The organism is Gemmatimonadota bacterium (assembly GCA_016704275.1).
Taxonomy (GTDB): Bacteria; Gemmatimonadota; Gemmatimonadetes; order Gemmatimonadales; family GWC2-71-9; genus Palsa-1233.
Map to the genome: position 1 here is coordinate 225,132 of JADJAK010000005.1, position 24,865 is coordinate 249,996.

General features: G+C 68.9%; 24 protein-coding genes. All 24 read left to right on the forward strand.

What is annotated here, in order from left to right:
- The 24 genes from IPG05_11735 (at window position 1) to IPG05_11850 (ending at window position 24,841) form a co-directional block, all read left to right on the forward strand.
- The gene (locus tag IPG05_11735; protein ID MBK6495748.1) at window positions 1-1,122 is read left to right on the forward strand and encodes a phospho-N-acetylmuramoyl-pentapeptide-transferase; all 1,122 of its coding nucleotides are present in this window, start codon (window positions 1-3) and stop codon (window positions 1,120-1,122) included.
- Window positions 1,119-2,489: a UDP-N-acetylmuramoyl-L-alanine--D-glutamate ligase gene (gene murD / locus IPG05_11740; protein ID MBK6495749.1), complete on the forward strand. Its 1,371-nt coding sequence runs from the start codon at window positions 1,119-1,121 to the stop codon at window positions 2,487-2,489. Before IPG05_11735 ends, murD begins: the two co-directional genes overlap by 4 nt.
- Window positions 2,486-3,232, forward strand: coding sequence for an FtsW/RodA/SpoVE family cell cycle protein (locus IPG05_11745; GenBank protein ID MBK6495750.1), 747 nt, complete (start codon window positions 2,486-2,488; stop codon window positions 3,230-3,232). Before murD ends, IPG05_11745 begins: the two co-directional genes overlap by 4 nt.
- Window positions 3,166-3,645 (forward strand): FtsW/RodA/SpoVE family cell cycle protein, encoded by a 480-nt coding sequence (locus IPG05_11750; protein ID MBK6495751.1) that lies wholly within the window; start codon window positions 3,166-3,168, stop codon window positions 3,643-3,645. Before IPG05_11745 ends, IPG05_11750 begins: the two co-directional genes overlap by 67 nt.
- Entirely contained in the window at window positions 3,642-4,130 is a 489-nt protein-coding gene (locus IPG05_11755) for a glycosyltransferase (GenBank protein MBK6495752.1), read from the forward strand. The genes IPG05_11750 and IPG05_11755 overlap by 4 nt, the downstream gene beginning before the upstream one ends.
- A complete protein-coding gene (locus IPG05_11760; protein ID MBK6495753.1) occupies window positions 4,127-4,744 on the forward strand; it encodes a UDP-N-acetylglucosamine--N-acetylmuramyl-(pentapeptide) pyrophosphoryl-undecaprenol N-acetylglucosamine transferase in 618 nt (205 codons plus the stop codon). The genes IPG05_11755 and IPG05_11760 overlap by 4 nt, the downstream gene beginning before the upstream one ends.
- A complete protein-coding gene (locus IPG05_11765) occupies window positions 4,741-5,991 on the forward strand; it encodes a DUF2264 domain-containing protein (protein MBK6495754.1) in 1,251 nt (416 codons plus the stop codon). The genes IPG05_11760 and IPG05_11765 overlap by 4 nt, the downstream gene beginning before the upstream one ends.
- A 42-nt stretch (window positions 5,992-6,033) precedes the next feature.
- Window positions 6,034-7,410 carry a UDP-N-acetylmuramate--L-alanine ligase gene (gene murC, locus IPG05_11770; protein MBK6495755.1) on the forward strand — a complete coding sequence of 459 codons (1,377 nt, stop codon included), beginning with the start codon at window positions 6,034-6,036 and terminating at the stop codon, window positions 7,408-7,410.
- Complete coding sequence (locus IPG05_11775; GenBank protein MBK6495756.1) at window positions 7,407-8,087, forward strand: FtsQ-type POTRA domain-containing protein; 681 nt, start codon at window positions 7,407-7,409, stop codon at window positions 8,085-8,087. Before murC ends, IPG05_11775 begins: the two co-directional genes overlap by 4 nt.
- On the forward strand, window positions 8,084-9,343 hold the full coding sequence (gene ftsA / locus IPG05_11780; protein MBK6495757.1) for a cell division protein FtsA: 1,260 nt from the start codon (window positions 8,084-8,086) through the stop codon (window positions 9,341-9,343). Before IPG05_11775 ends, ftsA begins: the two co-directional genes overlap by 4 nt.
- A 34-nt stretch (window positions 9,344-9,377) precedes the next feature.
- A complete protein-coding gene (gene ftsZ, locus IPG05_11785; protein MBK6495758.1) occupies window positions 9,378-10,595 on the forward strand; it encodes a cell division protein FtsZ in 1,218 nt (405 codons plus the stop codon).
- Window positions 10,595-11,860, forward strand: a complete 1,266-nt coding sequence (locus tag IPG05_11790; protein ID MBK6495759.1) for a M23 family metallopeptidase — start codon at window positions 10,595-10,597, stop codon at window positions 11,858-11,860. The genes ftsZ and IPG05_11790 overlap by 1 nt, the downstream gene beginning before the upstream one ends.
- A gap of 16 nt (window positions 11,861-11,876) precedes the next feature.
- Window positions 11,877-12,596 carry a 1-(5-phosphoribosyl)-5-[(5-phosphoribosylamino)methylideneamino]imidazole-4-carboxamide isomerase gene (gene hisA, locus IPG05_11795; protein MBK6495760.1) on the forward strand — a complete coding sequence of 240 codons (720 nt, stop codon included), beginning with the start codon at window positions 11,877-11,879 and terminating at the stop codon, window positions 12,594-12,596.
- Between the two features lie 5 nt (window positions 12,597-12,601).
- Entirely contained in the window at window positions 12,602-13,741 is a 1,140-nt protein-coding gene (locus tag IPG05_11800; protein ID MBK6495761.1) for a hypothetical protein, read from the forward strand.
- Window positions 13,738-14,379 carry a hypothetical protein gene (locus IPG05_11805; protein ID MBK6495762.1) on the forward strand — a complete coding sequence of 214 codons (642 nt, stop codon included), beginning with the start codon at window positions 13,738-13,740 and terminating at the stop codon, window positions 14,377-14,379. The genes IPG05_11800 and IPG05_11805 overlap by 4 nt, the downstream gene beginning before the upstream one ends.
- 27 nt (window positions 14,380-14,406) lie before the next feature.
- A complete protein-coding gene (gene ftsY, locus IPG05_11810) occupies window positions 14,407-15,318 on the forward strand; it encodes a signal recognition particle-docking protein FtsY (GenBank protein MBK6495763.1) in 912 nt (303 codons plus the stop codon).
- Window positions 15,311-15,799: a hypothetical protein gene (locus tag IPG05_11815; GenBank protein MBK6495764.1), complete on the forward strand. Its 489-nt coding sequence runs from the start codon at window positions 15,311-15,313 to the stop codon at window positions 15,797-15,799. The genes ftsY and IPG05_11815 overlap by 8 nt, the downstream gene beginning before the upstream one ends.
- Window positions 15,796-17,253 (forward strand): hypothetical protein, encoded by a 1,458-nt coding sequence (locus IPG05_11820; protein MBK6495765.1) that lies wholly within the window; start codon window positions 15,796-15,798, stop codon window positions 17,251-17,253. Before IPG05_11815 ends, IPG05_11820 begins: the two co-directional genes overlap by 4 nt.
- A gap of 131 nt (window positions 17,254-17,384) precedes the next feature.
- Window positions 17,385-19,448, forward strand: coding sequence for an ATP-dependent DNA helicase RecG (gene recG, locus IPG05_11825; GenBank protein ID MBK6495766.1), 2,064 nt, complete (start codon window positions 17,385-17,387; stop codon window positions 19,446-19,448).
- 140 nt (window positions 19,449-19,588) lie between these two features.
- Window positions 19,589-20,617 carry a hypothetical protein gene (locus tag IPG05_11830; GenBank protein ID MBK6495767.1) on the forward strand — a complete coding sequence of 343 codons (1,029 nt, stop codon included), beginning with the start codon at window positions 19,589-19,591 and terminating at the stop codon, window positions 20,615-20,617.
- 319 nt (window positions 20,618-20,936) lie between these two features.
- Window positions 20,937-21,839 carry a hypothetical protein gene (locus tag IPG05_11835; protein ID MBK6495768.1) on the forward strand — a complete coding sequence of 301 codons (903 nt, stop codon included), beginning with the start codon at window positions 20,937-20,939 and terminating at the stop codon, window positions 21,837-21,839.
- Between the two features lie 189 nt (window positions 21,840-22,028).
- Window positions 22,029-22,934 carry a hypothetical protein gene (locus IPG05_11840; GenBank protein ID MBK6495769.1) on the forward strand — a complete coding sequence of 302 codons (906 nt, stop codon included), beginning with the start codon at window positions 22,029-22,031 and terminating at the stop codon, window positions 22,932-22,934.
- Between the two features lie 100 nt (window positions 22,935-23,034).
- A complete protein-coding gene (locus IPG05_11845) occupies window positions 23,035-24,072 on the forward strand; it encodes a hypothetical protein (GenBank protein MBK6495770.1) in 1,038 nt (345 codons plus the stop codon).
- Window positions 24,059-24,841 (forward strand): DUF1295 domain-containing protein, encoded by a 783-nt coding sequence (locus tag IPG05_11850; GenBank protein MBK6495771.1) that lies wholly within the window; start codon window positions 24,059-24,061, stop codon window positions 24,839-24,841. The genes IPG05_11845 and IPG05_11850 overlap by 14 nt, the downstream gene beginning before the upstream one ends.
- Window positions 24,842-24,865 lie beyond the last annotated feature (24 nt).

A 24,865-nucleotide genomic window follows, 5' to 3' on the forward strand; every position in this document is an offset into this window, starting at 1 on the left:
ATGCTCTACCACCTGCTCGCCGGCAAGTCGGGGCTGCTGTCCAACCTCCTCACCTACATCTCCTTCCGTGCGGCGGCCGCCATGGTCACCGCGCTCGGCATCGCGTTCCTGCTTGGCCCGGTGATCATCCGGAAGCTGCACGCGTTGAAGGTGGGGCAGGTGATCCGCGCCGAAGGGCCGGCCAGCCACCAGGCCAAGCGCGGCACGCCGACGATGGGCGGCATCATCATCATCCTGGCAACGGTGATTCCGACGCTGCTCTTTGCGCCGCTCACCAACCGCTTCGTCATCGTGAGTGTGGTGGCGATGCTCTGGTGCGGAGCGATCGGCTTCCTCGACGACTACCTCAAGGTGGTCCAGGGCCAGTCACGCGGGCTCGTCGCCAAGTGGAAGTTGACCGGACAGGTGACCTTCGGTGTCTCCCTCGGCATCCTGCTGATTGTCTGGCCGGTGGTCAATCCGGCGATGATTCCCGCCGAGGGGACGACGGTTCCGTTCTTCAAGTATCTGGTCGTCACCTTCGCGCCGTGGTTGTATGTCGTCTTCGTCACCGGCGTGGTGACGGGCTTCTCGAACGCCGTCAATCTCACCGATGGACTGGACGGACTCGCGACAGGTCTTTCCACCATCGCGGCCGGCGCCTTCGCCTCCTTCGCGTATGTGCTTGGCCGTGTCGACACGACGGCGTACCTGAACCTCTTCTACCTCCCCGGCTCGGGCGAACTCTCGATCTTCTGCGCCGCGCTGATGGGAGCGTGCCTCGGCTTCCTCTGGTTCAACGCGCATCCGGCCAAGGTCTTCATGGGCGACACCGGCTCGCTCGCCCTGGGCGGTGCGTTCGGCACGGTCGCGATTCTGCTCAAGAGTGAATTCCTGCTCGTCATCATCGGCGGCGTCTTCGTCGCGGAAGCGGTCTCGGTGATGCTGCAGACCTCGGTGTACAAGTGGAACAAGCGGACCCGGGGCCGGGAGTATGCCGACTCGCACCGAGTCTTCCGGATGGCGCCGCTGCACCACCACTTCGAGAAGCTCGGCTGGGCCGAGACGACGGTGGTGGTGCGCTTCTGGATCCTCGGGATCTTCTGTGCGCTGGTGGCACTGGCCACGCTGAAGCTCCGATGAGTCGCTTCACGACGTGGCAGGCGGACGGTCGCGAGGTCGCCGTGGCGGGACTCGCCCGGAGCGGCGCCGCCGCGGCGCAGCTGCTGCGCGCGCGCGGGATTCCAGTGTATGTCTCGGATGGCGGGGCGGGGGAGAAGGTGCTCGCAGTCGCCGCGGAGTTGCGGGCGCTGAACGACCCGCAGCTTGACGTGCAGGTTGGCGCACATGACCTGGCGCGGATCGGTCGTTCCGCGGCCCTGGTGCTCTCACCCGGGATCCCGCCCACGGCAGCCGTGGTGCGCGCCGCCATCGACGCGGGCGTTCCGGTGTTGGCCGAGGCGCAGCTCGGCCTCGACGCGCTCGCCGGCGTCCCGTACATCGCGGTGACCGGCACCAACGGGAAGACCACGACCACCGCCCTGCTCGAGCACTTGATGCAGGCCGCTGGCCGGCACGCCGTCGCGGCGGGCAACATCGGCCTGCCGCTCTCGGACGTTGCGCGCAGCGGCACCCAGCCCGAGTGGTTGGCCGTGGAACTGTCGTCCTTTCAGCTGCACGATTGCCCCGACCTGATGCCGGCCGTGGGGATTCTCACCAACCTCGCCCCCGACCATCTCGATCGCTATCCGGACCTGGCCGCCTACTACGCCGACAAGGCGCGCCTCTTTGCGCGGGCCTCGGGGACGTCATGCTGGGTGACCAACCTCGATGATCCTGAGTCGCGGCGGATGATCGCCGCCGTCCCCGGTCGTCACCTCGCCTTTTCGGTGGCGCCAGGTGTTCGCGCCGACGCCTGGTATGACCGTCCCAACGACCAGTTGATGCTTGCCGGCGCACCACTGCTGCCGCGCGAGGCGCTCCCGCTCCTTGGCGACCACAACGTCGCCAACGTCCTCGCGGCGGCGCTGGCGCTCCACGCCACCGGGATCGGCCACGCCGCACTCGCCGACGGCATCCGCAGCTTCCGCCCGATGGCCCATCGGCTCGAGCCGGTGCGCGAGGTCGATGGCGTGCTCTGGGTCAACGACTCCAAGGCGACCAACGTGGCCTCAACGGTCGTGGCGGTTGAGGCGATGCAACGGCCGTTCGTCCTCCTGCTCGGCGGCCGTCACAAGGGGGAGCCCTACACCGCGCTGCGCAAGCCACTGGCGGCACATGGCGTGGCGGTGGTGGCCTATGGTGAAGCGGCTGGACTCATCCAGGCAGACCTCGGCGCCGACATCCGTGTGGTGCCTGCCGGAGACTTCGCGGAGGTCATGGCGACGGCGCGGGCGCTCGCGCCGCGCGGCGGGGCCGTGCTCCTCTCGCCGGCCTGTTCCAGCTACGACATGTTCGATCACTACGAACACCGTGGCGGCACCTTCCGCCAGATTGTGGAGTCCTGGTGAGCCCGTCCGCGGTGCGCCATCCGGGTGAATTGCGCTGGGAGACCAACCTCCTGGCCTGCGTGACGTTGACGCTCACCGGTTTCGGCGTGATGAATTGCTACAGCACCGGCAGCTACGTCACACGGTGGTATGCCGAGTCGTCGCAGCAACTCTCGGGTGCGCTCATCGGCGGCGTCTTCTTCATCGTGGCCGCGTACGTCGACTACAACGTCTGGCGGAAGTTCGCCAAGCCGATGTTCTACGCGACCCTGGCGGGACTTGTCCTGCTGGCGGTGGTCTCGATCATCTGGCACCGGGGCAAGGCGCCCTCGTTCCTCGACCGGATCTTTCCCTACAAGCTCGGGGCCCATCGCTGGATCTGGGTCGGCGTGCAGGTGCAGGTCTCCGAGATCGCCCGATTCACCCTCGCCGCGTATATCGCCATGCGGGCGGCTGACGCCGGGCAGAAGCTGCGACACTTCACGACCGGCTTCCTGCCCATCATCGGCGTCGTGATCGGGACCGTCCTGCTGGTGGCGATCGAGCCCTCGCTGTCGATGTCGATCGTGCTGGCGGCGATCGGCACGATGATCATCTTCACCGCGGGTGCTCGCATCCCCATTTCCTCCCGCTGGCCGCGATCGCGGCGCTGGCCCTGGTCGCGGTCCTCAAGTTCGACGACGTGCGCAAGGGGCGCATGGAGACGGCGTCCGTCTCCGCGCTCGAGTGCATTCCGCGCAATGACCAATCGTGCCAGTCGCTGATCGGGTTCGGGAGTGGCGGCGTCTTCGGCGTCGGCTTCGGCCAGGGGACGCAGAAGCTCGGTCACCTCCCGCTGGCGTATTCCGACTTCATCCTCTCGGTGATTGGCGAGGAGTGGGGCTTCGTTGGCGTGCTCTTCGTCTGGATCGGCTTTACCCTCTTCTGTTGGCTCGGCCTCCGAATCGCGCGAACAGCCCGAGACCCCTTCGGCACCTACCTGGCCACCGGGCTGGTCGTCGCCGTCGGATTCACGGCCCTCTTCCACACCGCCGTCGTCACGCGGATGGGACCAGTGACGGGGCTGACGCTGCCCTTCATGTCGGCGGGCCGCTCCTCGTTGGTGCTGTACCTCTTGTCGGCAGGCGTCCTGGTCAGCATCGGCCGTCGCCGCGGGCGGCCCGCGCGGCAATCATGACCACCGTCCTGCTGGCTGGTGGTGGCACGGGCGGTCACCTGATGCCGGCGCTCGCGATTGCCCAGCAGTTGCAGGCACGTCATCCTGAGTGGCGAATGGTCTTCGCGGGCGCCGAACGTGGCATCGAGGCGACCGTCCTCCCAGAACGTGGCGTGCCGCACCGTCTCTTCCCCTTCGAACCGATCCATCGCCGGCAGTGGTGGCGCAACCTCAAGTGGCCGCTGCTTGCCTGGCGCGTGGCCCGTGCCGTCGATCGCATGCTCGACGACGAACGTCCGTCCCTGGTGATCGGGACCGGCGGCTACGTGAGCGGCCCCGTCGTGTGGCGAGCGGCGCGTCGCGGGATCCCCACGGCGATTCTCGAACTCGATGTGCGGCCAGGCTTCGCCACCCGCCGTGCGGCGCCGATGGTCCAGGAGATCTGGACGGCATCCTCTGAGGGCTCGCCGCGCTGGGGAGCGCGGCCGCATCGCGCGGTGTGGTGACCGGCGCGCCGATCACACCGCCCGACCTGATGCGTCGTGATGCCGCCCGACAGAAGTTCGGCCTGACCGACGAGCGACCGGTGCTGGTGATGACTGGTGGCAGTCAGGGTTCCCTCGCGATGAACCGCCTGATGGCCGACTGGCTGCGCGACGGCGGTGCGGCGGATGCCCACCTGATCTGGGCCACCGGGCGGGGCAGCTACCAGGAGTTCGCGCACCATCACCTGCCACCGGATGTGACCGTGGTGCCGTTCCTCGATCCGATGGCCGATGCGTGGGCGGTGGCCGATCTCTGTGTGGCGCGTGCCGGCATGATGACGCTCGCCGAGCTTTGCGCCTGGGGAGTTCCCTCAGTGCTTGTCCCGTTGCCCACCGCCGCCGCGGATCACCAGCGCCATAACGCCGAGGCGATGGCCGCGGCGGGCGCAAGCGTGATGCTGCCACAGGCGGGACTCACGGCGCAGCACCTGGGCGAGACGCTCACGGCGCTGCTGGCCGACGCCCCGCGCCGCACCGCGATGGCGACGGCCGCGCGCATGCGGGGCAAGCCCGACGCGGCGCAGGTGATCGCCGAACGGTGTGAGGCGCTCATGGCCTCGGGTGGATCGCAGTGACGTCGCGCCGTGATTTTCTGCAGGCGGTCACGGCCGGTGGGGCCGTGCACGCGTCGTTGGGGTCGCGCGCCGGTGCGGAGCCCGCGCCCGTGCCGGCGACCGGCGCCGACGATCGTGCGCGCTGGGTGGCCGTGGCGACGCGGATGGCCGATCCACTGCTTGGTGCATTGGCACGCGGCGAACTCAAGGCCCGCATGCCGGTCGAGGCCGTGGCTGGTGCGGAGGCCGATCGCCGGAAGGTGACATACCTCGAAGGGTTCGGGCGATTGCTCGCCGGGCTGTCGCCGTGGCTCGAGCAGCGGCTGCCGAGCGGCGACGAGGAACGCAGCCGCGCGCGCCTGGCCACGTTGGCGCAGCAGGGGATGGAGGCGGCCACCAAGCCGTCGTCGCCCGATCGGATGAACTTCACCGACGGGGCGCAGCCGCTCGTCGATGCGGCGTTTCTCGCGCATGCGATGCTGCGCGCCCCGCGCACGCTGTGGCAAGAGCTGCCAACGGCAACACAAGCCAACGTGCTCGCGTCGCTGCGGGCCACCCGCGTCATCCGACCAGGCTACAACAACTGGCTCCTCTTCAGCGCCATGGTCGAGGCGGCGCTCGCCTCCGTCGGTGAGTCGTGGGATCAGATGCGGGTGGACTACGCCGTGCGGCAGCATGAGCTCTGGTACAAGGGCGACGGCATGTACGGTGACGGTCCCGCCTTCCACTGGGACTACTACAACAGCTTCGTGATCCAACCGATGTTGCTCGACATTCTCGGCACGGTTGGCCCCAAGGTCTCGGCGTGGAAGGAGATCGCCTCCCGGGTGACCACGCGGGCTCAGCGCTACGCGGCAATCCAGGAACGACTGATCTCGCCTGAGGGAACCTTGCCGCCGATTGGCCGATCGATCGCCTATCGCTGCGGAGCGCTGCAGCTGCTCGGCCAGGTCGCGCTGCGCCATGAACTCCCCACGGGGGTGACGCCGGCGCAGGTGCGTGGCGGGATGACGGCGGTGATCGGCCGGACGATGGAGGCCCCGGGCACCTTCACGCGGGACGGCTGGCTGACGATTGGCCTGGCTGGGCACCAGCCGTCGCTCGGCGAGAGCTACATCTCGACCGGCTCCTGCTACCTGGCGGCGACCGGTCTGCTCCCGCTTGGCCTGCCCCCGGCCGATCCGTTCTGGAGCGCACCGGCGGTCCCATGGACGGCGAAGAAGCTCTACGACGGGGCGGACGCCCCCGCGGACCACGCCGAGGGATAGTCACCGCTTTGCCCCCCTTCCGCCCGCTCTTATCTTGCGCGGGTGGCCGCCCTGTTTGACCCCTCCGATCCCCGTCCCGTGCACTTCCTCGGCCTCAGTGGCGCGGGGATGAGCGCCCTCGCGCTTGCCGCTCGCCGCCGCGGCGTGGCGGTGACGGGCTGCGACACCGAGACGGCGGCATTTGCCGATCTGCGCGCGGCCGGTGCCGAGGCATTTGACCATCCCGATCCGGCCCACCTTGCCGGCATCCGCGCGTTGGTCGTGACGGCCGCCGCTTCCCAGCAGCATCCGGAAATCGTGGCCGCGCGTGCCGCCGGCATTCCGGTGGTGCAGCGGAAGGAGGCACTGGCCGAGCTGGTCAACGGCACCACCCTCGTCGCCCTCGCTGGCACCCATGGGAAGACGACCACCACCGTGATGACGACCGAGGCGCTGCGCGGGGGTGGTACGCATCCGTCCGGGCTCGCGGGTGGCCGCGTCTCGACCTGGGGTGGCAACGCGCTGCTCGATGGCAACGACCTCTTCGTGGTCGAGGCCGACGAGTACGATCAGGCATTTCTCACGTTGCAGCCCACCATCGCGGTGGTGAACAATGTCGAGGCCGATCACCTCGAGTGTTACGGCAGTGTCGAGGCGATGGAAGCAGCCTACGCGACCTTCGCGGGCCGCGCCGATCGGGTGCTGATCGGCACCGCCGACGTCGGCAGCGATCGTCTCGCGGCGGCGCTCGGCGACAAGGTCTGGCGCTTCGGTCTCGAGGAGGGTGCCGATCTCCGCCTCGTGCCTCGAAGCGCCGGGCCCGATGGCACCATTGCCGACGTCACCTTTCCGGACGGCAGCCAGCGCGTGCTCGCCCTGCATGTGCCCGGCCTGCACAATCTTCGGAACGCCGGTGCTGCCCTGGGCGTGGCGTTCGCGCTTGGGGTCGACCTCGCCGGCGCAATTGCCGCGCTCGGCCGATTCACCGGCGTCGGTCGGCGCTTCGATCGTCAGGGCGAGTCGCACGGCGTGACCTATGTCGACGACTACGCGCATCATCCGACGGAGCTCGTCGCCACCCTCGCGGCGGCGCGGCAGGCCTTCCCGCGGCACCGCCTGGTCGCCGCGTTCCAGCCGCACCTCTACTCGCGCACCGCGTCCCACGGGGCGGCGATGGGTCAGGCGCTGGCCGCGGCCGACCTCGTCGTGGTGACCGACGTCTACGGCGCGCGCGAGGCACCGGTCGACGGCGTGAGCGGGCATATCGTCGCCGACGCCGCCATCGCGGCGGGGGCCGTCGTCTGCTATGCGCCGGTGCGCAACGACCTCGTCCAGGAGATCGCGTCGATGCTGCGTGAGGGCGACGTCCTCCTCACGCTCGGGGCAGGCGACATCACCCTGGTCGGTGCCGACGTGCGCCGACTGCGCGAGGGCGCGTGACGACACGGCAACGGGCACTGATCGTCGCCCTGGGCGCCGTGACCGCGGTGGCCCTCTGGATTGGCGTGCCGAGGGCCATGCGCCGGCTCGAGTATTTCCGCGTCCGGCACATCGAGGTCACCGGCTTGCGATTCCTCGACGAGCGCGACGTGGTTGCGCGCCTCGCCTTGCCGAAGACGGCCAGCATCGTCGATCCGCTGGCGCCCGTGCGACAGAACGCTTCTGCGATTCCCGGCGTCGCGGCCGCCTCGATCGAACGTCGCCTGCCGGGGACACTCTCGCTGTTGGTGTTGGAGGAATTGCCGGTGGCGCTCGTGATGCAAGAGGAGAAGCTGGTGCTGATGGATCGACGTGGCCGCATTCTTCCGTTTGACCCCACCCGGGCGCCGACGTCGCTCCCCGTGGCCGAGCGCGACTCGGCGACGGCGGCCCTGCTGTCGGCCGTGCTTCGAGCCGATCCTGAGTGGTATGGGCAGATCGAGTCGGCCCGCCGCGATGGCGGCGATGTCCTGCTCGAAGATGGCCCGCATCGCGTGCGCATTCGCCCCGGTGCCTCGCTCGAAACGATCCGCGGCGTCACGGCGGTTCGCGCCTGGTTGACCACCGCCAATCGCCCGTGGCAGGAGCTCGATGCCCGCTTCACCGATCGCGCCTTCGTGAAGTGGGGTACGTCGTGAGCACCGTCGCCGTGCAACGGCTGGTCGCCGCCGTCGACCTCGGCAGCACCAAGATCACCGCCATCATCGGCGAAGTGACCGGCGACTCCCGCTCCTGGGGGCTCCGCATCCTGGGCGTCGGCAGCGAACGGTCGACCGGCGTGCGACGCGGTGTCATTCGCGACTTCGAGGAGACGGTCCGGGCGGTGACCAAGGCGATGACCGACGCGGAACGGATCGCCGGGCTCGAGGTCGGCACGGTCTACGTCGGGGCAGGCGGGGAACAGATCGCCCAGCGGATCTCCCACGGCGTCGCCAGCATCACGGGCAGCGAAGTCCGGACCTCCGACCTGGCCCGCGTGAACGACGTCGCCTCCTCGGTCTCGTTCGGCCACGACCAGGAACTGCTCCACGCCATCCCGCACGACTATCTCGTGGACGGCCAGGCCGGCTACGCCGACCCGATCGGGATGGCCGGCGAGCGGGTCGAGGCGGAGGTCTACATCCTCACGGCCCGCGCCAGCGCCTTGGCCCACCAGCGCAAGGCCATCGAAAAGGCGGGCTGGAACGTCGGGGAAGTCGTGGTGGAGCCGCTCGCGGCCTCGTTGGCGGTCCTGACCCCCGAGGAGCGGGAAATGGGGTCAGTTCTGGTGGACCTTGGCGGAGGGAGTACCTCTGTCGCCATCTTTCAGGGTGGGAAGCTCCGCCACACCGCCTCCCTCCGTTTTGCGGGGGGGCACCTGACGTCAGACCTGGTCCACGGCCTCGGCGTGACCCAGGCGGAGGCGGAGCGAATCAAGGAAAAGTGGGGCGCGGCCTACGAGCCGCTGATCCCGGAGAACGAAGTCGTGGAAGTCGTCCTGACGGGGGGGCAGGGGCCCCGGCAGGTGAAGCGCCAGTTGATTGCCCACATCATGCACGCCCGGCTCCAGGAGGTCCTGGAGCTGGCCTACGACGAAGTGACCCGCGCCGGGTGGGCGATGGCCGGGTTGCCGTGCGGGGTGGTGGTGACGGGCGGTGGGGCAGCGGCGCCGGGGATCGTCGAGCTGACGCGGGACGTCTTCGCCGCGCCGGTACGGATCGGGGTCCCAGCGGACCAATTGCGTGGGTTGGTGGATCGAGTGGCATCGCCGGGACTCGCGGTCCCGGTCGGATTGGCTCTGTGGGGTGCACGACAGGTGGCGATGGGTGGGGGCTTCGGCGCCGGGGGCAAGTCATCGCCTGCCGTCGGTCGAGTGCTCGAGCCAGTGCGACGCTGGCTGCAGGATTTCTTCTGACCGACCCTCGGGGGGGTGCGGCATGGCGGACGGGATGATCTTCGAGCTCGAAGAACAGTCAGCGCAAAATGCGCGGATGAAGGTGGTCGGGGTCGGCGGTGGTGGCGGAAATGCCGTCAATCGCATGATCGCCGAGGCCCTCAGCGGCGTGCAGTTCATTTCGGTCAATACCGACGCCCAGGCCCTCGCGGCCTCGCGGTCCGACATCAAGGTGCAGATCGGCAAGAAGCTGACGCGCGGCCTTGGAGCGGGCGCCCGCCCGGAAATCGGGCGCCAGGCGATCGAGGAGAATCGGGACGAGGTCCTCGAGCATCTTCAGGGGGCGGACCTGGTGTTCGTCACCTGCGGCATGGGCGGTGGCACCGGCACCGGGGCTGCCCCGATTATTGCACAGATTGCCAAGGACATCGGCGCCCTCACCGTCGGCATCGTCACCAAGCCGTTCCTCTTCGAGGGGCGGAAGCGGATGAAGCAGGCCGAAATGGGGATCACCGAGCTCCGGCGAAACGTTGACACGATGATTGTCGTACCGAATGAGCGGTTGCTGGCGGTCGTCGGGAAGGGGATCCCCTTCCAGGACGCCCTCAAGAAGGCCGATGAAGTGTTGCTGAATGCAACGCGCGGCATCGCCTCCCTGATCACCAGTACCGGCATCATCAACGTAGATTTCGCGGACGTGCGGACGGTGATGCAGAACGGCGGCGCGGCGCTCATGGGCACCGGCGTGGCGACCGGCGAGAATCGGGCACTGGAGGCGGCGCAGCAGGCGATCTCGTCGCCACTGCTCGACAACGTTTCGATCAACGGCGCGAGCGGCGTCCTGATCAACATCATCGGCGGCGACGACCTCACCCTCGGCGAGGCGACGCAGATCAGCGGCATCATCCACGACGCCGTGGGCGACGATGCGCAGATCATCTTCGGTGCCGGGAACGACTCGCGCTGCAATGGCGAGATCCGCGTGACGGTGATCGCGACGGGCTTCGACCGGGCCGTCACGGGCGAGCCGGTGGTGGAGCGGAACGCGAATCCGCAGGTGCTGCCCTTCTCACCGCGCCGGCAGACGGGTACGACGCCGCCGGCCGCAGCGAGTCAGCCGGCAACGCCGGCCGCCCAGCAGCCCGCGGCCGCCGCGCCGAGGACGCCGCCGGTGCAGCAGCCGTTCGTTCGTCCGGTGCAACCGCCGAAGCCGGCGACACCCGATGTGTCCGATATGGAAATTCCGACCTTTATCAGGCGGCAAATGGATTGATGCGTTTTCAGATTCCCCGATTTCCCCTGGCGGCGGCCGTGCTCGCTGCGGCCGCGCTGATCGTGTCGCGTGGCGAGTATCCGTGGCAGCGGCTCTCCGACGTGCCGACGGCGGGCCCGATCGTCGTGTCCGATCCGTACCATACGGTGAGCGACACGCTGCAGCGTGGGGAAACCGTCGGGGCGCTGCTCGCGCGCCATGGCGTGACCGGGCTGGATCTGTCGGCGCTGGCCAGCGCGCTCCGTTTCGACCCGCGCCGCTTCCGTGCCGGGCAAGTCTTCTCGGTGCGCCGCGGTGGTGCCGCCGACGAGGCGACGCAGGTGGAATTCCGCGCCTCGCCGGAGCAGCGGGTGCAGTTCATCCGGACCGCCAACGGCGAGTGGCGCGGCAACGCGGTCGCAGTCTACTGGAGCACTGACACCATTCGCCTCGCGGCGACGATCACCTCGAATCTGTTCAACGCCATCGATGACGAAGTCAGCGATGCGACGCTCGATCGACAGGAGCGGGCCAACGTCGTGTACGCGCTGGCCGAGGTCTTCTCGTACTCCGTCGACTTCTCGCGGGACATCCAGGTGGGCGATCGCTTCACGGCGGTGGTCGAGCGGCGGACCTCCGAAGACGGCGAGACGCGCTTCGGGCGGATCCTCGCCGGCGAGCTGAGCGTCGGGGGCAAGGCGATCGCCGCGTTCAACTACCGCAATGGCGGCCAGAACGCGTTCTACGATGGCGAGGGCAATGCGCTCAAGCGCGCCTTCCTCGCCGCACCGGTCGATTTCCGCTACGTCTCCAGCGGACTCTCCCGCGGGCGCTTCCACCCCGTGCTTGGGGTCTTCCGCCGGCACGAGGGGATCGACTACGCGGCCAACAGCGGCACCCCGGTGCGCGCGGCCTCCGAAGGTCAGATCGTTCGCGCGGGCTGGGCGGGCGGCTACGGTCGCCTGGTCGAGATTCGCCACCGCAACGGCATCACCACCCGCTACGCCCACCTCTCCTCGATCAGCGTCAAGGCGCGGCCGGGGGCTCGGGTGGGCCAGGGCGACATCATCGGGAACGTTGGCTCGTCCGGCCTCTCGAGCGGCCCGCACCTGCACTACGAGTTCCGCGTCAACGGGACGGCGCGTGACCCGCGCAGCGTCAAGATGGAAACAGGTGCACCGCTGCCGAAGGGCGATCTCGTGGCGTTCCGTCAGGAGCGCGATCGCCTGCGCCTGCTCCTCGGCCCGTCGCTCGCCTCGCCGCCCGCTCGCGGCCTCGCCGAGTAGTCTCTCCCACCGTTTGATGGACCTCTATCCCGCCATTGACCTGCGCGGCGGACAAGTCGTTCGCCTCGCGCAGGGGGAAGCCGCTCGCGAAACCGTCTATGGTCACGACCCCGTGGCCCAGGCGGAACAGTTCGTCCTGGCCGGCGCCCGTTGGCTCCACATCGTCGACCTCAATCGTGCCTTCGGTGACGGCGACAACGATGCCGCCATCGCGGAGATCGTGCGCCGTTTCGGCGACCAGCTCCAGGTCCAGCTCGGCGGTGGCATTCGCGAGGTCGCGCGTGCGGAGGCCGTCGTGCAGCTCGGCGTCTCGCGCGTCGTGATTGGCACGGCGGCCGTCGATCAGCCAGCGCTCGTCGATGCCGTGGTCCGCGCAATCGGTGGCGACCGCGTGGCGGTCGGGATCGATGCGCGCGATGGCCGCGTGGCGGTGCGCGGCTGGGTCGAGACATCCGCAGTCCGCGCGACCGAGCTCGCCGAGCGCGTTGCCGGGCAGGGCGTGCGCACCGTGATCCACACCGACATTGCCCGCGACGGCATGCTGAGCGGGCCGAATCTCGACGAAGCGCTCGCGCTGCAGGCCAAGGGCCCGCGGGTGATCGTGAGCGGCGGCGTGGCCTCGATCGCCGATCTGCAGGCCGTGGCACGCGCGGGACTCGCGGGGGCCATCACCGGTCGCGCGATCTACGAGGGACGCTTCACCCTCGCCGAGGCGCTCGCCGCCCTGGCGAGCTGATCGCGGTGGCCACGCTCCCCGCCATCGTCGTGGCCCTGGTGGCCGGTGGCGCACTGGCCTGGTGGAGCTATCGCGGTCGCACGGCGCAGCCGCTCGCCATGGCGGCGGCGGGCTGCCGGACACTCGGCGCCGCCCTGCTGGTGCTTCTCCTCCTCAATCCGACACTTGCCGCCCGGCTGCTCACCCAGCGGCCGCTGATCCTGCTCGACCATTCGATCTCGATGCTCGCGCAACGCGGCCAGGCGTCGGCGGCTCGCGTGGCGGCAGCCGCGCTAGGCGACACAGTCGCCTTCGGTGAACTCGCGCCTGGCGAGGCCGGTGGGCGGAGCGTCCTTGGTGCGGCGCTGCCCGCGGCCCTCGCGAGCGGCCGGCCGGTGACGGTTGTGACCGATGGCGAAATCGGTGACGCCGAGGCGCTGCCGACGGAGTTGCTCGCCGCAACCACGGTGCAGCTCTTCCCGCGCGCCTCGGGGGACGATGTGGCCCTGGTCGAGGTCCGTGGCCCCGAGCGGCTGGCCGCCGGCGATTCCCTGCATCTGCGCATCGAAGCCCGCCGAGTGGGTGCGGCACCCGACAGCACGCGCATCGAGATCCGCGACGGCGCGCAATTGCTGCAAGCCGCAACGATCCGACTTGGCACCACCGGGCGCGGCGTCGTTGACCTCGCGATGGCCATGCCTTCGTCGAGCGTGGGCTGCGGTGGCTGGAGATCCGTCGCGTCGGTGCCGCCGATGCGGAAGCCGGCGATGATCTCCGTTGGTGGGCTGTCCGCGTCACCCCATCACCGGGGGTGGTGGTGCTGGCGAGTGTGCCGGACTGGGATGCGCGCTTCCTGTATCGTGCGCTGCGCGATGTCACCGAGTCTCCCGTTCGGGGCTACGCCCAGTTGCAGCCTGGGCAGTGGCGCCGAATGGATGATCTTCGCCGCGTTCCGGCCGCCGAGGTTCAGGCGGCTGCCCGCGCCGCGGATCTGCTCGCCGTGCGCGGGGATGTCGAACCCTGGCGCCGCGGCGGACGCGCACGGCTGCTCTGGCCCGTCGCCGCGATGGCGGGAGATTGGTACCTCGCGCCGAGCGCCTCCTCACCGGTCGCCGGCGGCTTTGCCGGAGGCGATGCCGATTCCCTGCCGCCTGCCGTCGCCGTGACGCCCCTCAACGCCGAGGCCACGTCGGCATGGGTCGGCGCCACGGCGCGACTCGCGCGGCGCGGCAGCGAAGTTCCCGTGATCGGGGGGCGGCACGGGACCGATGGCCGCACCGTCACCTTCGGCGCCGATGGCCTCTTCCGGTGGGGCTTTCGTGGCGGCGTGTCGGAACAGGTCTGGCGTGCCCTGGTGGCCGATGCGGCGGCATGGTTGCTGGCGACGCCCGATTCAGTGAGTGCCGCCATTCGGCCGATCGCCCTGGTGACCCAACGCGGGAGGCCGGTGCGCTTCCGATGGGTCGGAGGAGGAGCGCCCGCCCCCGTCGCGATCACGCTCACCGATTCGGCGCGGAGCAGGACGGATACCTTGCGCTTCGATGCCAGCGGCGAGGCGTCATTGCCGTTGCCGGTCGGTCGCTATCGCTATCTCGTGGCCGATGGCGGTGGCAGCGGCGATTTCGGCGTGGAACCGTACGCGGACGAACTCGTCCCGGCGCCAGTGACCCTCACGGAGCGGCAGGCGACGGTCGCGGTGGCCTCGACCGGACGCGGTGCCCGTGAGTGGCCCGGGCTCTTCCTGCTGATCGTCATCGCCTTCGGAGCGGAGTGGCTCCTCCGCCGCCGACTCGGCATGCGCTAGGATTCGGCATCACATGTTCAGGATGGGATGATGGCACGACTCGGGGAAAAGCTCGGACTTTGGCAACGGATCAAGCGGCTCGCCCTTACCGATGTGGGGGCGCTCGCGCGCGGGCTGAATGCCGACGATCTCGAGCAGATGGAACGCGTGCTGATCGAGGCCGACTTCGGCGTTCCCGCCACCCTCGAACTCGTCGCCTTCCTCGAGGGTGAGGTTCGCAAGGGGAAGTTGAAGACCGACGTGCAGTTGCGCGAGGCGGTCGTGACGCAGCTGGGCGCGATGCTCGCCGGTCCCTCCGACCCCGCGCGACTTGACGCGCCCGCCAGCGGACCGACCGTCGTGCTGGTGGTCGGCGTGAATGGCGTCGGGAAGACCACCTCGGTGGCGAAGCTCGCGCGTCGGCTCCAGCGCGAGGGAAAGAAGGTGCTCCTCGGGGCGGCAGATACCTACCGTGCCGGTGCGGTCGCACAGCTCGAGACGTGGGCCGCGCGGCTCGGCATCGAGTGCGTCTCGGGCGCATCGGGTGGTGACCCGGCCGCGGTGGCGTATGACGCCGTCGAGGCCGCGATCGCCCGGAATGTCGACGTGGTGGTGATCGACACCGCGGGTCGCCTGCATACGCAGGACGGCCTGATGGCCGAGCTTGGCAAGGTGGTGCGCGTCGTGGCGAAGAAGCTCCCGGGCGCACCGCATGAGGTCTTCCTCGTGCTCGATGGCACCGTGGGGCAGAACGCCGTGCAGCAGGGGAAGCTCTTCGGGAAGGTCGTGTCGCCGACCGGGCTCGTCATCACCAAGCTCGACGGGACCGCGCGCGGTGGTGCGATCGTGGCGCTCCGCCGAGAGCTGAATGTGCCGATCCGCTTCGTGGGGACCGGCGAGACGGTGGATGACTTCGCTCCGTTCGATCCACGGGCCTGGGCGGAGACGCTCTTTGACTGAGCGGCGCCCGACGCCGTGGCGCACCCCTCCGGCCGTCCTCGCCATGCTCGTGGCGGGGACGGCCGCGGTCTTGGTCGCCTATGGTGCCGCGTGGCTGCCAGGCGGCGCGCCACGCTGGGCCAGTTGGGCGATGGTGATGGGCGTGGTCCTGCTGGTGCCAGGGACCTTGCTCCTCGGCACGCTGCGACGCGGTCGCAACAGCACGCGTTTGGTCGTGGTGGCGACGGCACTCGGTCTCCTGCTGCTCGTCGCGTTCGGTTCGGCCTTGTTGCTGCCGGCCACTGGTGCCGAGGAGGCGTTGCTGCTCGGACTGCCGCGCCGTGCGGCGATCATCATCTACGGGGTCGGGCTCGTGCCGATCCTCTTCCTGCCGTGGGCGTTCGCCCGTGACTTCCGCGATGTCGGACTCGATGCCGCGCGCCTCGAGGCGCTCCGGCGCGAGTGCGCGCGAGTCGCCCCGGGCCGGGTGCCACCGCCGTGATCATCCCCGTCGCGATCGGGTACCTCGGGATCTGCCTGTTGATCGGGGTGTGGGCCGCACGGCGCACCCGCACGGCGACCGACTTCTTCATCGCCGGAAAAGGGATCGGCCTCTGGCCGTTGGCGATTGCGTCGATGGCCGCCACGCTGTCGGGATTCGCCTTCATTGGCGGCCCGGGGCTGATCTACAGCGTCGGCAACGGCGCGCTTTTCATTGTCCTCCCGGCCGCCATCACCGGCGCGCTCAGTGCCTGGATGCTCGGCAGCCGGATGCGATTGCTCGGGGAGGTGCGCGGCCTGATGACGGTGCCCGACGCCATCGGCGCGCGCTATCGCTCGAGGGCGGCGCAGGGGCTGTCGGCCGTGGCCATCCTGGTCGCGACGGTCGGCTATCTCGCGACCAATCTGCTCGCGCTCGGGCTCATCGTCGACGCCATCTTCCACACGGGCCTTCCGGCGGGGATCGTGATCGGCGCGGCGGTCGTGGTCGCATACTCGGCGGCGGGCGGCATCCTGGCGGGCATCTATACCGATCTTTTTCAAGGCGCGATCATGGCGCTGGCCTCGACGCTCGTCTTTGCTGCGGCAATGGCGAGTGGCGGCGGGCTGGGGGAGATCTCGCGCACCATCCTGGCGCACGAGCCGATCCTGCTGGGGCCGTGGGGGAAGTTCACCCCGCTGGCGGCGCTCTCCTTCTTCTTCGTCTTCGCCCTTGGCACGCTGGGTCAACCCCACGTGATCCACAAGTACTACATGCTGCGCGATCCGCGCCGGTTGCGCTGGTTCCCGCTGCTGATGACCGGGGCGATGGTCGTGACGCTGCTCCTCTACTTTGGCGTCGGGGTGGCGATCAAGGCCGCGGTCCTCCGTGGTGATGTCCCACCCTTGGCGAAGGGCGACGACGCGACGCCGACCTTTCTGCTTCGGTACACGGCGCCGTGGCTTGCCGGGCTCGTCTTCAGCGGCGTCGCCGCTGCGATCATGAGTACCGTCAATTCCTTCTTCAGTGTCGGCGCGGCCGCGATCACCCACGATCTTCCCGTGGCATTCGGGCGTCGCACCACCAACGAACTGCGGGGTGGCCGCATCGCGACACTCGCGCTGGCCCTCCTCGCCACGCTGCTTGCCCTCGGCAGTGGCCAGGCCGTCGCGCTCCTCGGCGTCTTCGGCTGGGGACTCTTTGCCTCGACCCTCGTCCCGGCACTCGCGATCGGACTCAATTGGCCAGGGGCCACCCGAAAGGGGGCACTCGCCTCGATTGGCGTCGGCCTGGTGACCACCCTCCTCTTCGAGACCCTCGCCTGGGCCAAGGCCTACACCTTTCCCGCCGGCGTCACGGTCTCGGGACTCTCCCTGATCCTGGCGATGGCCACCTTCTTTGCGGTGTCGTGGCTGACGCGCGACGAGGCTGAAGGAGATCTGGATGCGGACGTGCGGGTGATCATCGAGAGCTGACACTGTGCCCAGTGACCAGTGACCAGTGACCAGTGACCAGTGACCAGTGCCAGTGACCAGTGCCCCTGGTTACCGGTCACTGGTTACCGGTCACGGATCACCGGATTCCACCATCCCTCTTATCTTCGCAGATGGCCCAACTCCGCCTCGACACACCCATCCAGTTCCTCAAGGGCATCGGCGAGAAGCGCGCCGACGCCTTTGCACGGCTGGGCGTGGTGTCGGTGCACGACCTGCTCCATCACTTGCCCCATCGCTACATCGACGCCTCGACCACCACCCCGCTGGCACAGGCGCGGGTGGGTGATGACGTGGCCTGCATCGGCACGGTGGTGAGCAAGGGAGTCCTGCCAACTCGGAAGGGGCTGCGCGTCTTCCACGCGGTGCTGAAGGACGCCAGCGGACTGCTGGAGTGTGCCTGGCCGGGACAGGCCTTTCTCGACCGGACGCTGGCGGTGGGGCAGCTGATCCTCGTGGCCGGGCCGATCCGCTTCTATCACGGCCGGCAGATGGCGCCGCGCGAGCTGGTGATCCTCGGCGACGCCGACGATCCAGCGGCAGCCGGGCGGATCCTCCCCGTCTACCCGGCCACCGAAGGGCTCTCGCACAAGCAGATCCGCGCGCTGATGGAGACGCACCTCGACACGCTGTCGCCGTTGGTGCCGGACGTCCTCGACCCGACGCTCAGGGACCGCTTTGCATTGCCGTCATTGGCCGATGCGTTGCGGGCAGTGCATCGGCCGACGACGATGGCGGAGGCGGAGTCGGGACGGCGGCGGCTGGCGCTCGACGAGCTGCTCGACTTGCAGCTGATGCTGGCACGTGCCCGGCACGTGGCGCGCCATGGCCAGCGTGGCCAGACCTTCACGCTGCACAAGACCTTCACGTCGCAGCTGCGGGAGGCGCTCCCCTGGCCGCTCACCGGCGACCAGAAGAAGGCGATCCGCGAGATCTTCGAGGACATGACCCACGAGGAGCGGATGCACCGCCTCGTGATGGGCGATGTCGGCACCGGCAAGACGGTCGTCGCGCTCTTCGCCATGCTGCTGGCGCTGGAGAACGACTGTCAGGCGGCGCTGATGGCGCCGACGGAGCTCCTCGCGGAGCAGCACTACCGCACGCTCACCACACTCCTCGCGCCGCTCGGCCTCGTGCCGGAGCTGCTGCTGGGGCGCCTGAGCGCGGCAGAGAAGAAGGCGGCCCACACGCGCCTCCGGACCGGCGCCACCAAGTTGGTGGTCGGCACCCACGCGCTGGTGCAGGAGTCGGTGGCCTTCCAGCGCCTCGGCCTGGTGGTGATCGACGAGCAGCACCGCTTCGGGGTGGAGCAGCGCGCGGCGCTGATGGGGAAGGGGGAGGCGCCGGACGTCCTGCTGCTCACCGCCACCCCGATCCCGCGCTCACTCGCGCTGACGCGCTATGGCGACCTCGACGCCTCGTTGCTCAAGGAGCGGCCGCCCGGGCGCGGCACCATCCGCACGGCCGTCCGCACGCCGTCGCAGCGGCGGCGGGTCTTCGAGTTCCTGCGCGAGACGGCACTCAAGGGCGGGCAGGTCTACATCGTCCTCCCGGTGATCGAGGAGTCGGAGAAGGCCGACCTCCGCGCGGCGCAGACGATGGCGACGTCGCTCACGGCGCAGTGGCCCGACGTGACCGTCGGCCTGGTGCACGGCCGGCTCAAGGCGCCGGAGCGCGACCAGGTGATGCGCGACTTCCGCGACGGGAAGATCGGCGTGCTGGTGGCCACGACGGTGATCGAGGTCGGCATCGACGTCGCGAATGCGACGGTGATGGTCATTGAGCATCCGGAGCGCTTCGGCCTGGCGCAGCTGCACCAGCTCCGCGGTCGCGTGGGGCGGGGTACCGGCGACTCGCACTGCATCCTGCTGACGGTCGGCGAGGATGTGCCGGAGCGGCTGCGCGCCTTCTCGAAGACCGACGACGGCTTCGCGATCGCCGAGCTGGACCTTCTGGAGCGCCGCCAGGGCGACCTGCTCGGCGCGCGCCAGTCGGGCGGCGTCGATTTCAAGGTGGCGCGCTTCCCGGACGACACTGATCTCCTGACCGAGGCACGCGCGCTCGCGCGCACGATCCTCGACGCCGACCCGACGCTCGACCGCCGCGAGCATCAGGCGCTCAAGGATCGGGTGGTGACCAGGTATCCGAGGGGGGAGACGTTGTTTAGGGTGGGATGACGGCGAGAAGTCCTCTTCAGCCGCGCATGTCAATGCGCGGCGCCGGCGGAGCCGGCGTGAGGATTCAGTTCATCACGGGCCGCGCATTGACATGCGCGGCTGAAGCGATCGACCTAACGACCAACGACTAACGACTCTCCATGTACTCCACTTGCCTCTTCTGCACCAAGGACCTCGGCACCAACGAGGTCGTCGAGACGCTGCCCATCGGGCGGCGGCTCGCCTTTGATGCGGCCCAGGGCAGGCTCTGGGTGGTGTGCCGGCACTGCGCCAAGTGGAACCTGGTGCCCTTTGAGTCGCGGCTCGAGAGCATCGACGGGTGCGAGCGGCTCTTCCGCGACACGCCGACACGCTACTCGACCGACAACATCGGGCTGGCGCGGGTGAAGGAGGGTTTGGAGCTCGTCCGGATCGGACCGGCGATGCGGCCCGAGTTCGCGGGGTGGCGGTACGGCGAGGCGATGCGACTCCGCCGCCGGCGGAACTTCCTGCTTGCTGCCGGAGCGGTGGGTATCGCCGCAGGAGGCTACGTGGCGCTCGGAGCCTTCAGTGGCGTGGGACTACTGGCGGGTACTGGAATCGCCCAGATCATGGTCGGCGGCGTGCTCCGACAGCGCATGCGTGTGATCGTAGCGGACCCGTCGTCTGGCCGTCGCCGATCAATCGCCTCAGAGTCTCTTGCGACAACGAAGCTAGTGATGCGCGAGGACGGACCCCTCCTTCGTGCCACATCCCTGTATGGGGTGAAACAGACCGCCCTGGAATGGCGTGGCGATGAAGTGTCACGGGTGGGACGGCGGATCATGGCCGGCATCAATGCGCTGAGCGGCGGCCCGCGGTCCCTCACTGGGGCCGCCGAACTGCTTGGTGCCCACCGTGGTGATCTCTCCTCCTGGCTCGATCCTGCTCGGCGGCGGGAGATGCGCTGGGAAATCAGCAGTGAAGGGAAGGCGCCACTCGCCCGCTCGGGCGGCATGCACTGGTATGGTTATGGGGATCCAATGTTGCACGTCGCCACCCTGCCTGCGGAACACCGGCTGGCCTTCGAGATGTACTTCGCCGAGTCCGCTGAGCGCACCTACCTGGAAGGGGAGCTGAATCTCCTCGAGCGCGAGTGGCGTCAGGCGGAGCAACTCGCGAAGATCGCCGATGGGCTAGCGCTGGAGTAGGCGAGAAGCGAGAAGCGAGAAGCGATAAGGGGTAAGTGCATTCGCGAGCACGCAGGTCCTTCGACTGCGCAGCCCTGCGGGCTGCTTCGCTCAGGATGACATAACTCCTACGACCCACGACTTACGACCTACGACCTACGACGTACGACCCTAACAACCAACGACCAACGGCTCAACGACTCCCAGTGTACTCCACCTGCCTCTTCTGCACCAAGGACCTCGGCACCAACGAGGTGATCGAGACGCTGCCCATCGGGCGGCGGCTCGCCTTTGATGCGGCCCAGGGGCGGCTCTGGGTGGTGTGCCGGCACTGCGCCAAGTGGAACCTGGTGCCGTTCGAGAGCGGCTCGAGAGCATCGACGCCTGCGAGCGGCTCTTCCGCGACACGCCGACACGCTACTCGACGGACAACATCGGGCTCGCGCGTGCGAAGGATGGGCTTGAGTTGGTGCGGATCGGCCAAGCGCAGCGGCCGGAATTTGCGGGGTGGCGGTACGGGGAGCAGTACCGGCGGAGGCGACGGAACGCCTTTCTGCTCGGGGCCGCGGGGGTGGCGGCCGGCATGGGGGCGATCGCGGCGTTGAGCGCCTTCGGCTTTGCGGCGGCCAGCGGTGGCTATCTCAGCTATCAGCTCGTGAAGGCAGGCTGGGATGCCGGGCTGAATCGCCAGGCCAGATTCCTGCTCCCCGATCCCGATCCCGCCGCGCGCGAGACGGTGCGACTCGATCGCAGTCACCTGAAGCACGCCACGATTTCCTGGGAAGACGGCACGCCGTCGCTCGACCTGCCGCATCCGAAGCACCTGAAGAAGGGGGACTTCGTCCTCTCATACCGGGGCGCTGACTTGCAGTCGGTGGGGCGTCGGGCTGTCGCCGGCCTCAACCTGCTGGTTGGCGGACGGTCCCAGCTGCAGGAAGGGAGTCGGATCCTCGCGGAGAATCACGGGGACCTCTCGGCGTGGCTGCGCCGGCGTACCTACTCACTCACGGACGTCCCTGGCTTCCGGCGCCCCGAAGCATTGGTCGAACTACACCGCCCCATACCTCGTGCTCGACAAGCTCAACGCTGGCGACCGCATGGCCCTCGAACTCTGGATGAACGAGGACATCGAGCGCCAGTGGCTCGAAGGGGAGCTTACTCTTCTGGAGCGCGAATGGCGGCAGGCGGAGGAGCTGGCGAAGATCAGCGATGCGCTGGCGGTGCCGGAGTCGGTGGACACTGATCTCGCCAGGCGCCAAGCAGCCCATCGATCATCGATGATCGATGATCGATCATCGACCACCGGGGAGTAGCTCCCATCTATTCCACCTGCCTCTTCTGCACCAAGGACCTCGGCACCAACGACGTCCTCGAGACCCTGCCGATCGGCCGGCGCATTGCGTTTGATGCGGCGGAGGGGCGGTTGTGGGTCGTGTGCCGACATTGTGCCAAGTGGAACCTGGTCCCGTTCGACTCGCGGCTCGAGACCATCGACGATTGCGAGCGCCTCTTCCGCAGCACGACGATGCGCTACTCGACCGACAACATCGGGCTGGCACGCGTCAAGGAGGGGTTGGAACTGGTGCGGATCGGCGAGGCGCAGCGGCCCGAGTTCGCGGGCTGGCGCTACGGCGACTCGTTCGGTCGGCGCCGGCGCCGCAACTTCCTGATCGCCGGCGGCGTCGCCGCAGCAGGGATCGCGGTGGTCTCGGGGGGAGTCGCGCTTGGCGTCTCCTTCGGCATGCTCGGCCAGCTCCCGAACTACTACAACCTCTTTGTGGTGAATCGCCGCGTCACGGTACGCGTGCCGCGCGCCGACGGCCCACCGATCGAGCTCTCCGACATGCTCGCGTCGAAGGCGCGCCTCGTCCGCCGTCCAAACAACGAGTGGCTGATCCGCACCAAGGTGATGGAAGAGTCCAGCATGAGTCGCAAGCTCCGGAAGGCCGGATCGCAGGAGATTGAATTCACGGGCCCGGAAGCGGAACAGTTGCTCGCTGGTGTGCTGGTGCGCCTCAATCACTGGGGCGGCACCCAACGCACCATCCGCGACGCCGTGGAGTTGGTGGAGCGACAGGGGGACAGCGCGGGCGTCATCGCCGGGCCCTTCTCGCCAGTCATGGACGGCAGCGGCTCACAGCTGCTCGCCAAGACCCCGTCCGAATGGCGCCTCGCCGCCGAGATCGCCCTCAACGAGAGCTCGGAGCGCCTCGCCCTCGCCGGCGAACTGCGTCTGCTCGAGTGGCAGTGGAAGGAGGCGGATCGGCTGGCCAAGATCAGCGACTCGCTGGCGGTGCCGGAGAGCGTGGATGAGGAGCTGGCCCGGCGGAAGGAATGATCGATGATCGATGATCGATGATCGATCATCGACTTCTGTCACCCAACTGTCATCTTCCCGCCATCCGCAGTCCCAATATTCGAAAATCCCCACCCAAGCCATGTACTCCACCTGCCTCCTCTGTGCCGACTCGTTGGGGACGAACGCCGTCCTCGAGACGCTCCCCGTGGGGCGGCGCCTGGCGTTCGATCCCGCCAAGGGGCGCCTCTGGGTGGTCTGCCCCGGCTGTGCGCGGTGGAACCTTGTGCCCTTCGACAATCGGCTCGAGGCGATCGATGAGTGCGAGCGCTGCTTTCGCGACACCCGCGTTCGCTTCTCCACCGGGACGATCGGGATGGCGCGCATGCCCGACGGCACCGAACTGGTGCGGATCGGCGAGGCGCTCCGCCCCGAGTTCGCGGCGTGGCGGTACGGCCGCGAACTGCTCCGCCGCCGACGGCGTGCGCTCCCGTTCGGCACGCAGCGCGAGCACACCGGCGTGGCGGCGTGGATCTCCGATGTGGCCACGATGGTCGGCACGCTGATCGCCATCCCCTTCCTCGAGGGAGCGATCGGCCCGCGCCACGCGGTGAGCGCCGTGCGTCTCGTGCGCGATCCGTGGACCGGCAACCTCCTGCGCGTCCGCGCGCTGGCGATGGTGCGCTCCGTCTTGACCCGCGAGGACGACCAGTGGCGGCTCGAAGTGCCCTACCGAAGCGAACTGGACGTCGTGCTCGGCGACGATCCCCTCGCCATCACGTCCATCCGAGATCACCCCGCCGTCGGCTTCTTCCGTGGCGACAAGCTCTACGAGGGGCTCGCGAGGGTGCTGCCGACAATCGAGAGTCGCCTGCCGTCGGCGGGTGAGGTGCAAGAGGCGACCCGACTGCTCGAGCGGACCTCCGACGATCCGGCGACGCTCATCGGCTATGTCACCGGACGGCCGTTGCGCCTCGGGACCAGGGGACAGTTTCCGGTGGCGGACGTGCCAGCGGAAATTCGGCTGGCCCTCGAAATGGCCTCGCACGAGGAGACCGAGCGGCGCGCGCTGGAAGGCGAGCTGAAGCTCCTCGAGCATGAGTGGCGCGAGGCGGAGCGGCTCGCCGCCATCCTCGATGACCTGGCGCTGCCGAGCGGAGGGCCCGATGTCGCCACGTGACGTCTATCTCCTGACGGTGTCCGCCACGCCACTCATCGCCGCGCTCGTGGTGCTCTGCTGGGTGGCGTCGCTCGTGCGCCGAGACAGTTCGCTGGTGGACCGGGTGTGGGGGCTGGGCTTCGTGTTGCTGGTTCACCACCACACGGCGTTTGCCGGGGAAGTCGGTGGCACCGTCGACCGACTCTTCGCGGCGCTGGTGGTGATCTGGGGGATCAGGCTGACGTGGCACATCACCCATCGCAACTGGGGGCACGGGGAGGACCCGCGCTATGCCGCCATGCGCGCCCGGAACGGCGCCCGGTGGTGGTGGCAGAGCCTGTTCACCGTCTTCGTGCTGCAGGGGGCACTGATGCTCCTGATCGGCCTCCCGCTCGCGGCGACGGCGATGCCCGGGGCCGCGTGGGGACGGGCCCTCGGCACCCTGCTCTGGGCGGTGGGCTTCGCCTTCGAGGCTGGCGGTGACTGGCAGCTCGCTCGCTTCAAGGCCGACTCGGCCAACCGGGGCCAGGTGCTCGATACCGGCTTCTGGCGCTATACCCGCCACCCGAACTACTTCGGCGACGCCCTCCAGTGGTGGGGCTTCTGGTGCTTCGCGGCCTCAGCGGGGCTCTGGTGGACCATCATCTCCCCGATCCTCATGACGCTGCTGCTCCTGAAGGTCTCCGGGGTGACCCTGCTGGAATCGGCGCTCGTCGACGCCAAGCCCGGGTATCGGGAGTACATCCGCCGAACACCGGCGTTCTTCCCATGGTGGCCACGGGAGCGGTGAGGGCGAAGAATGCTGTTCCGTTTT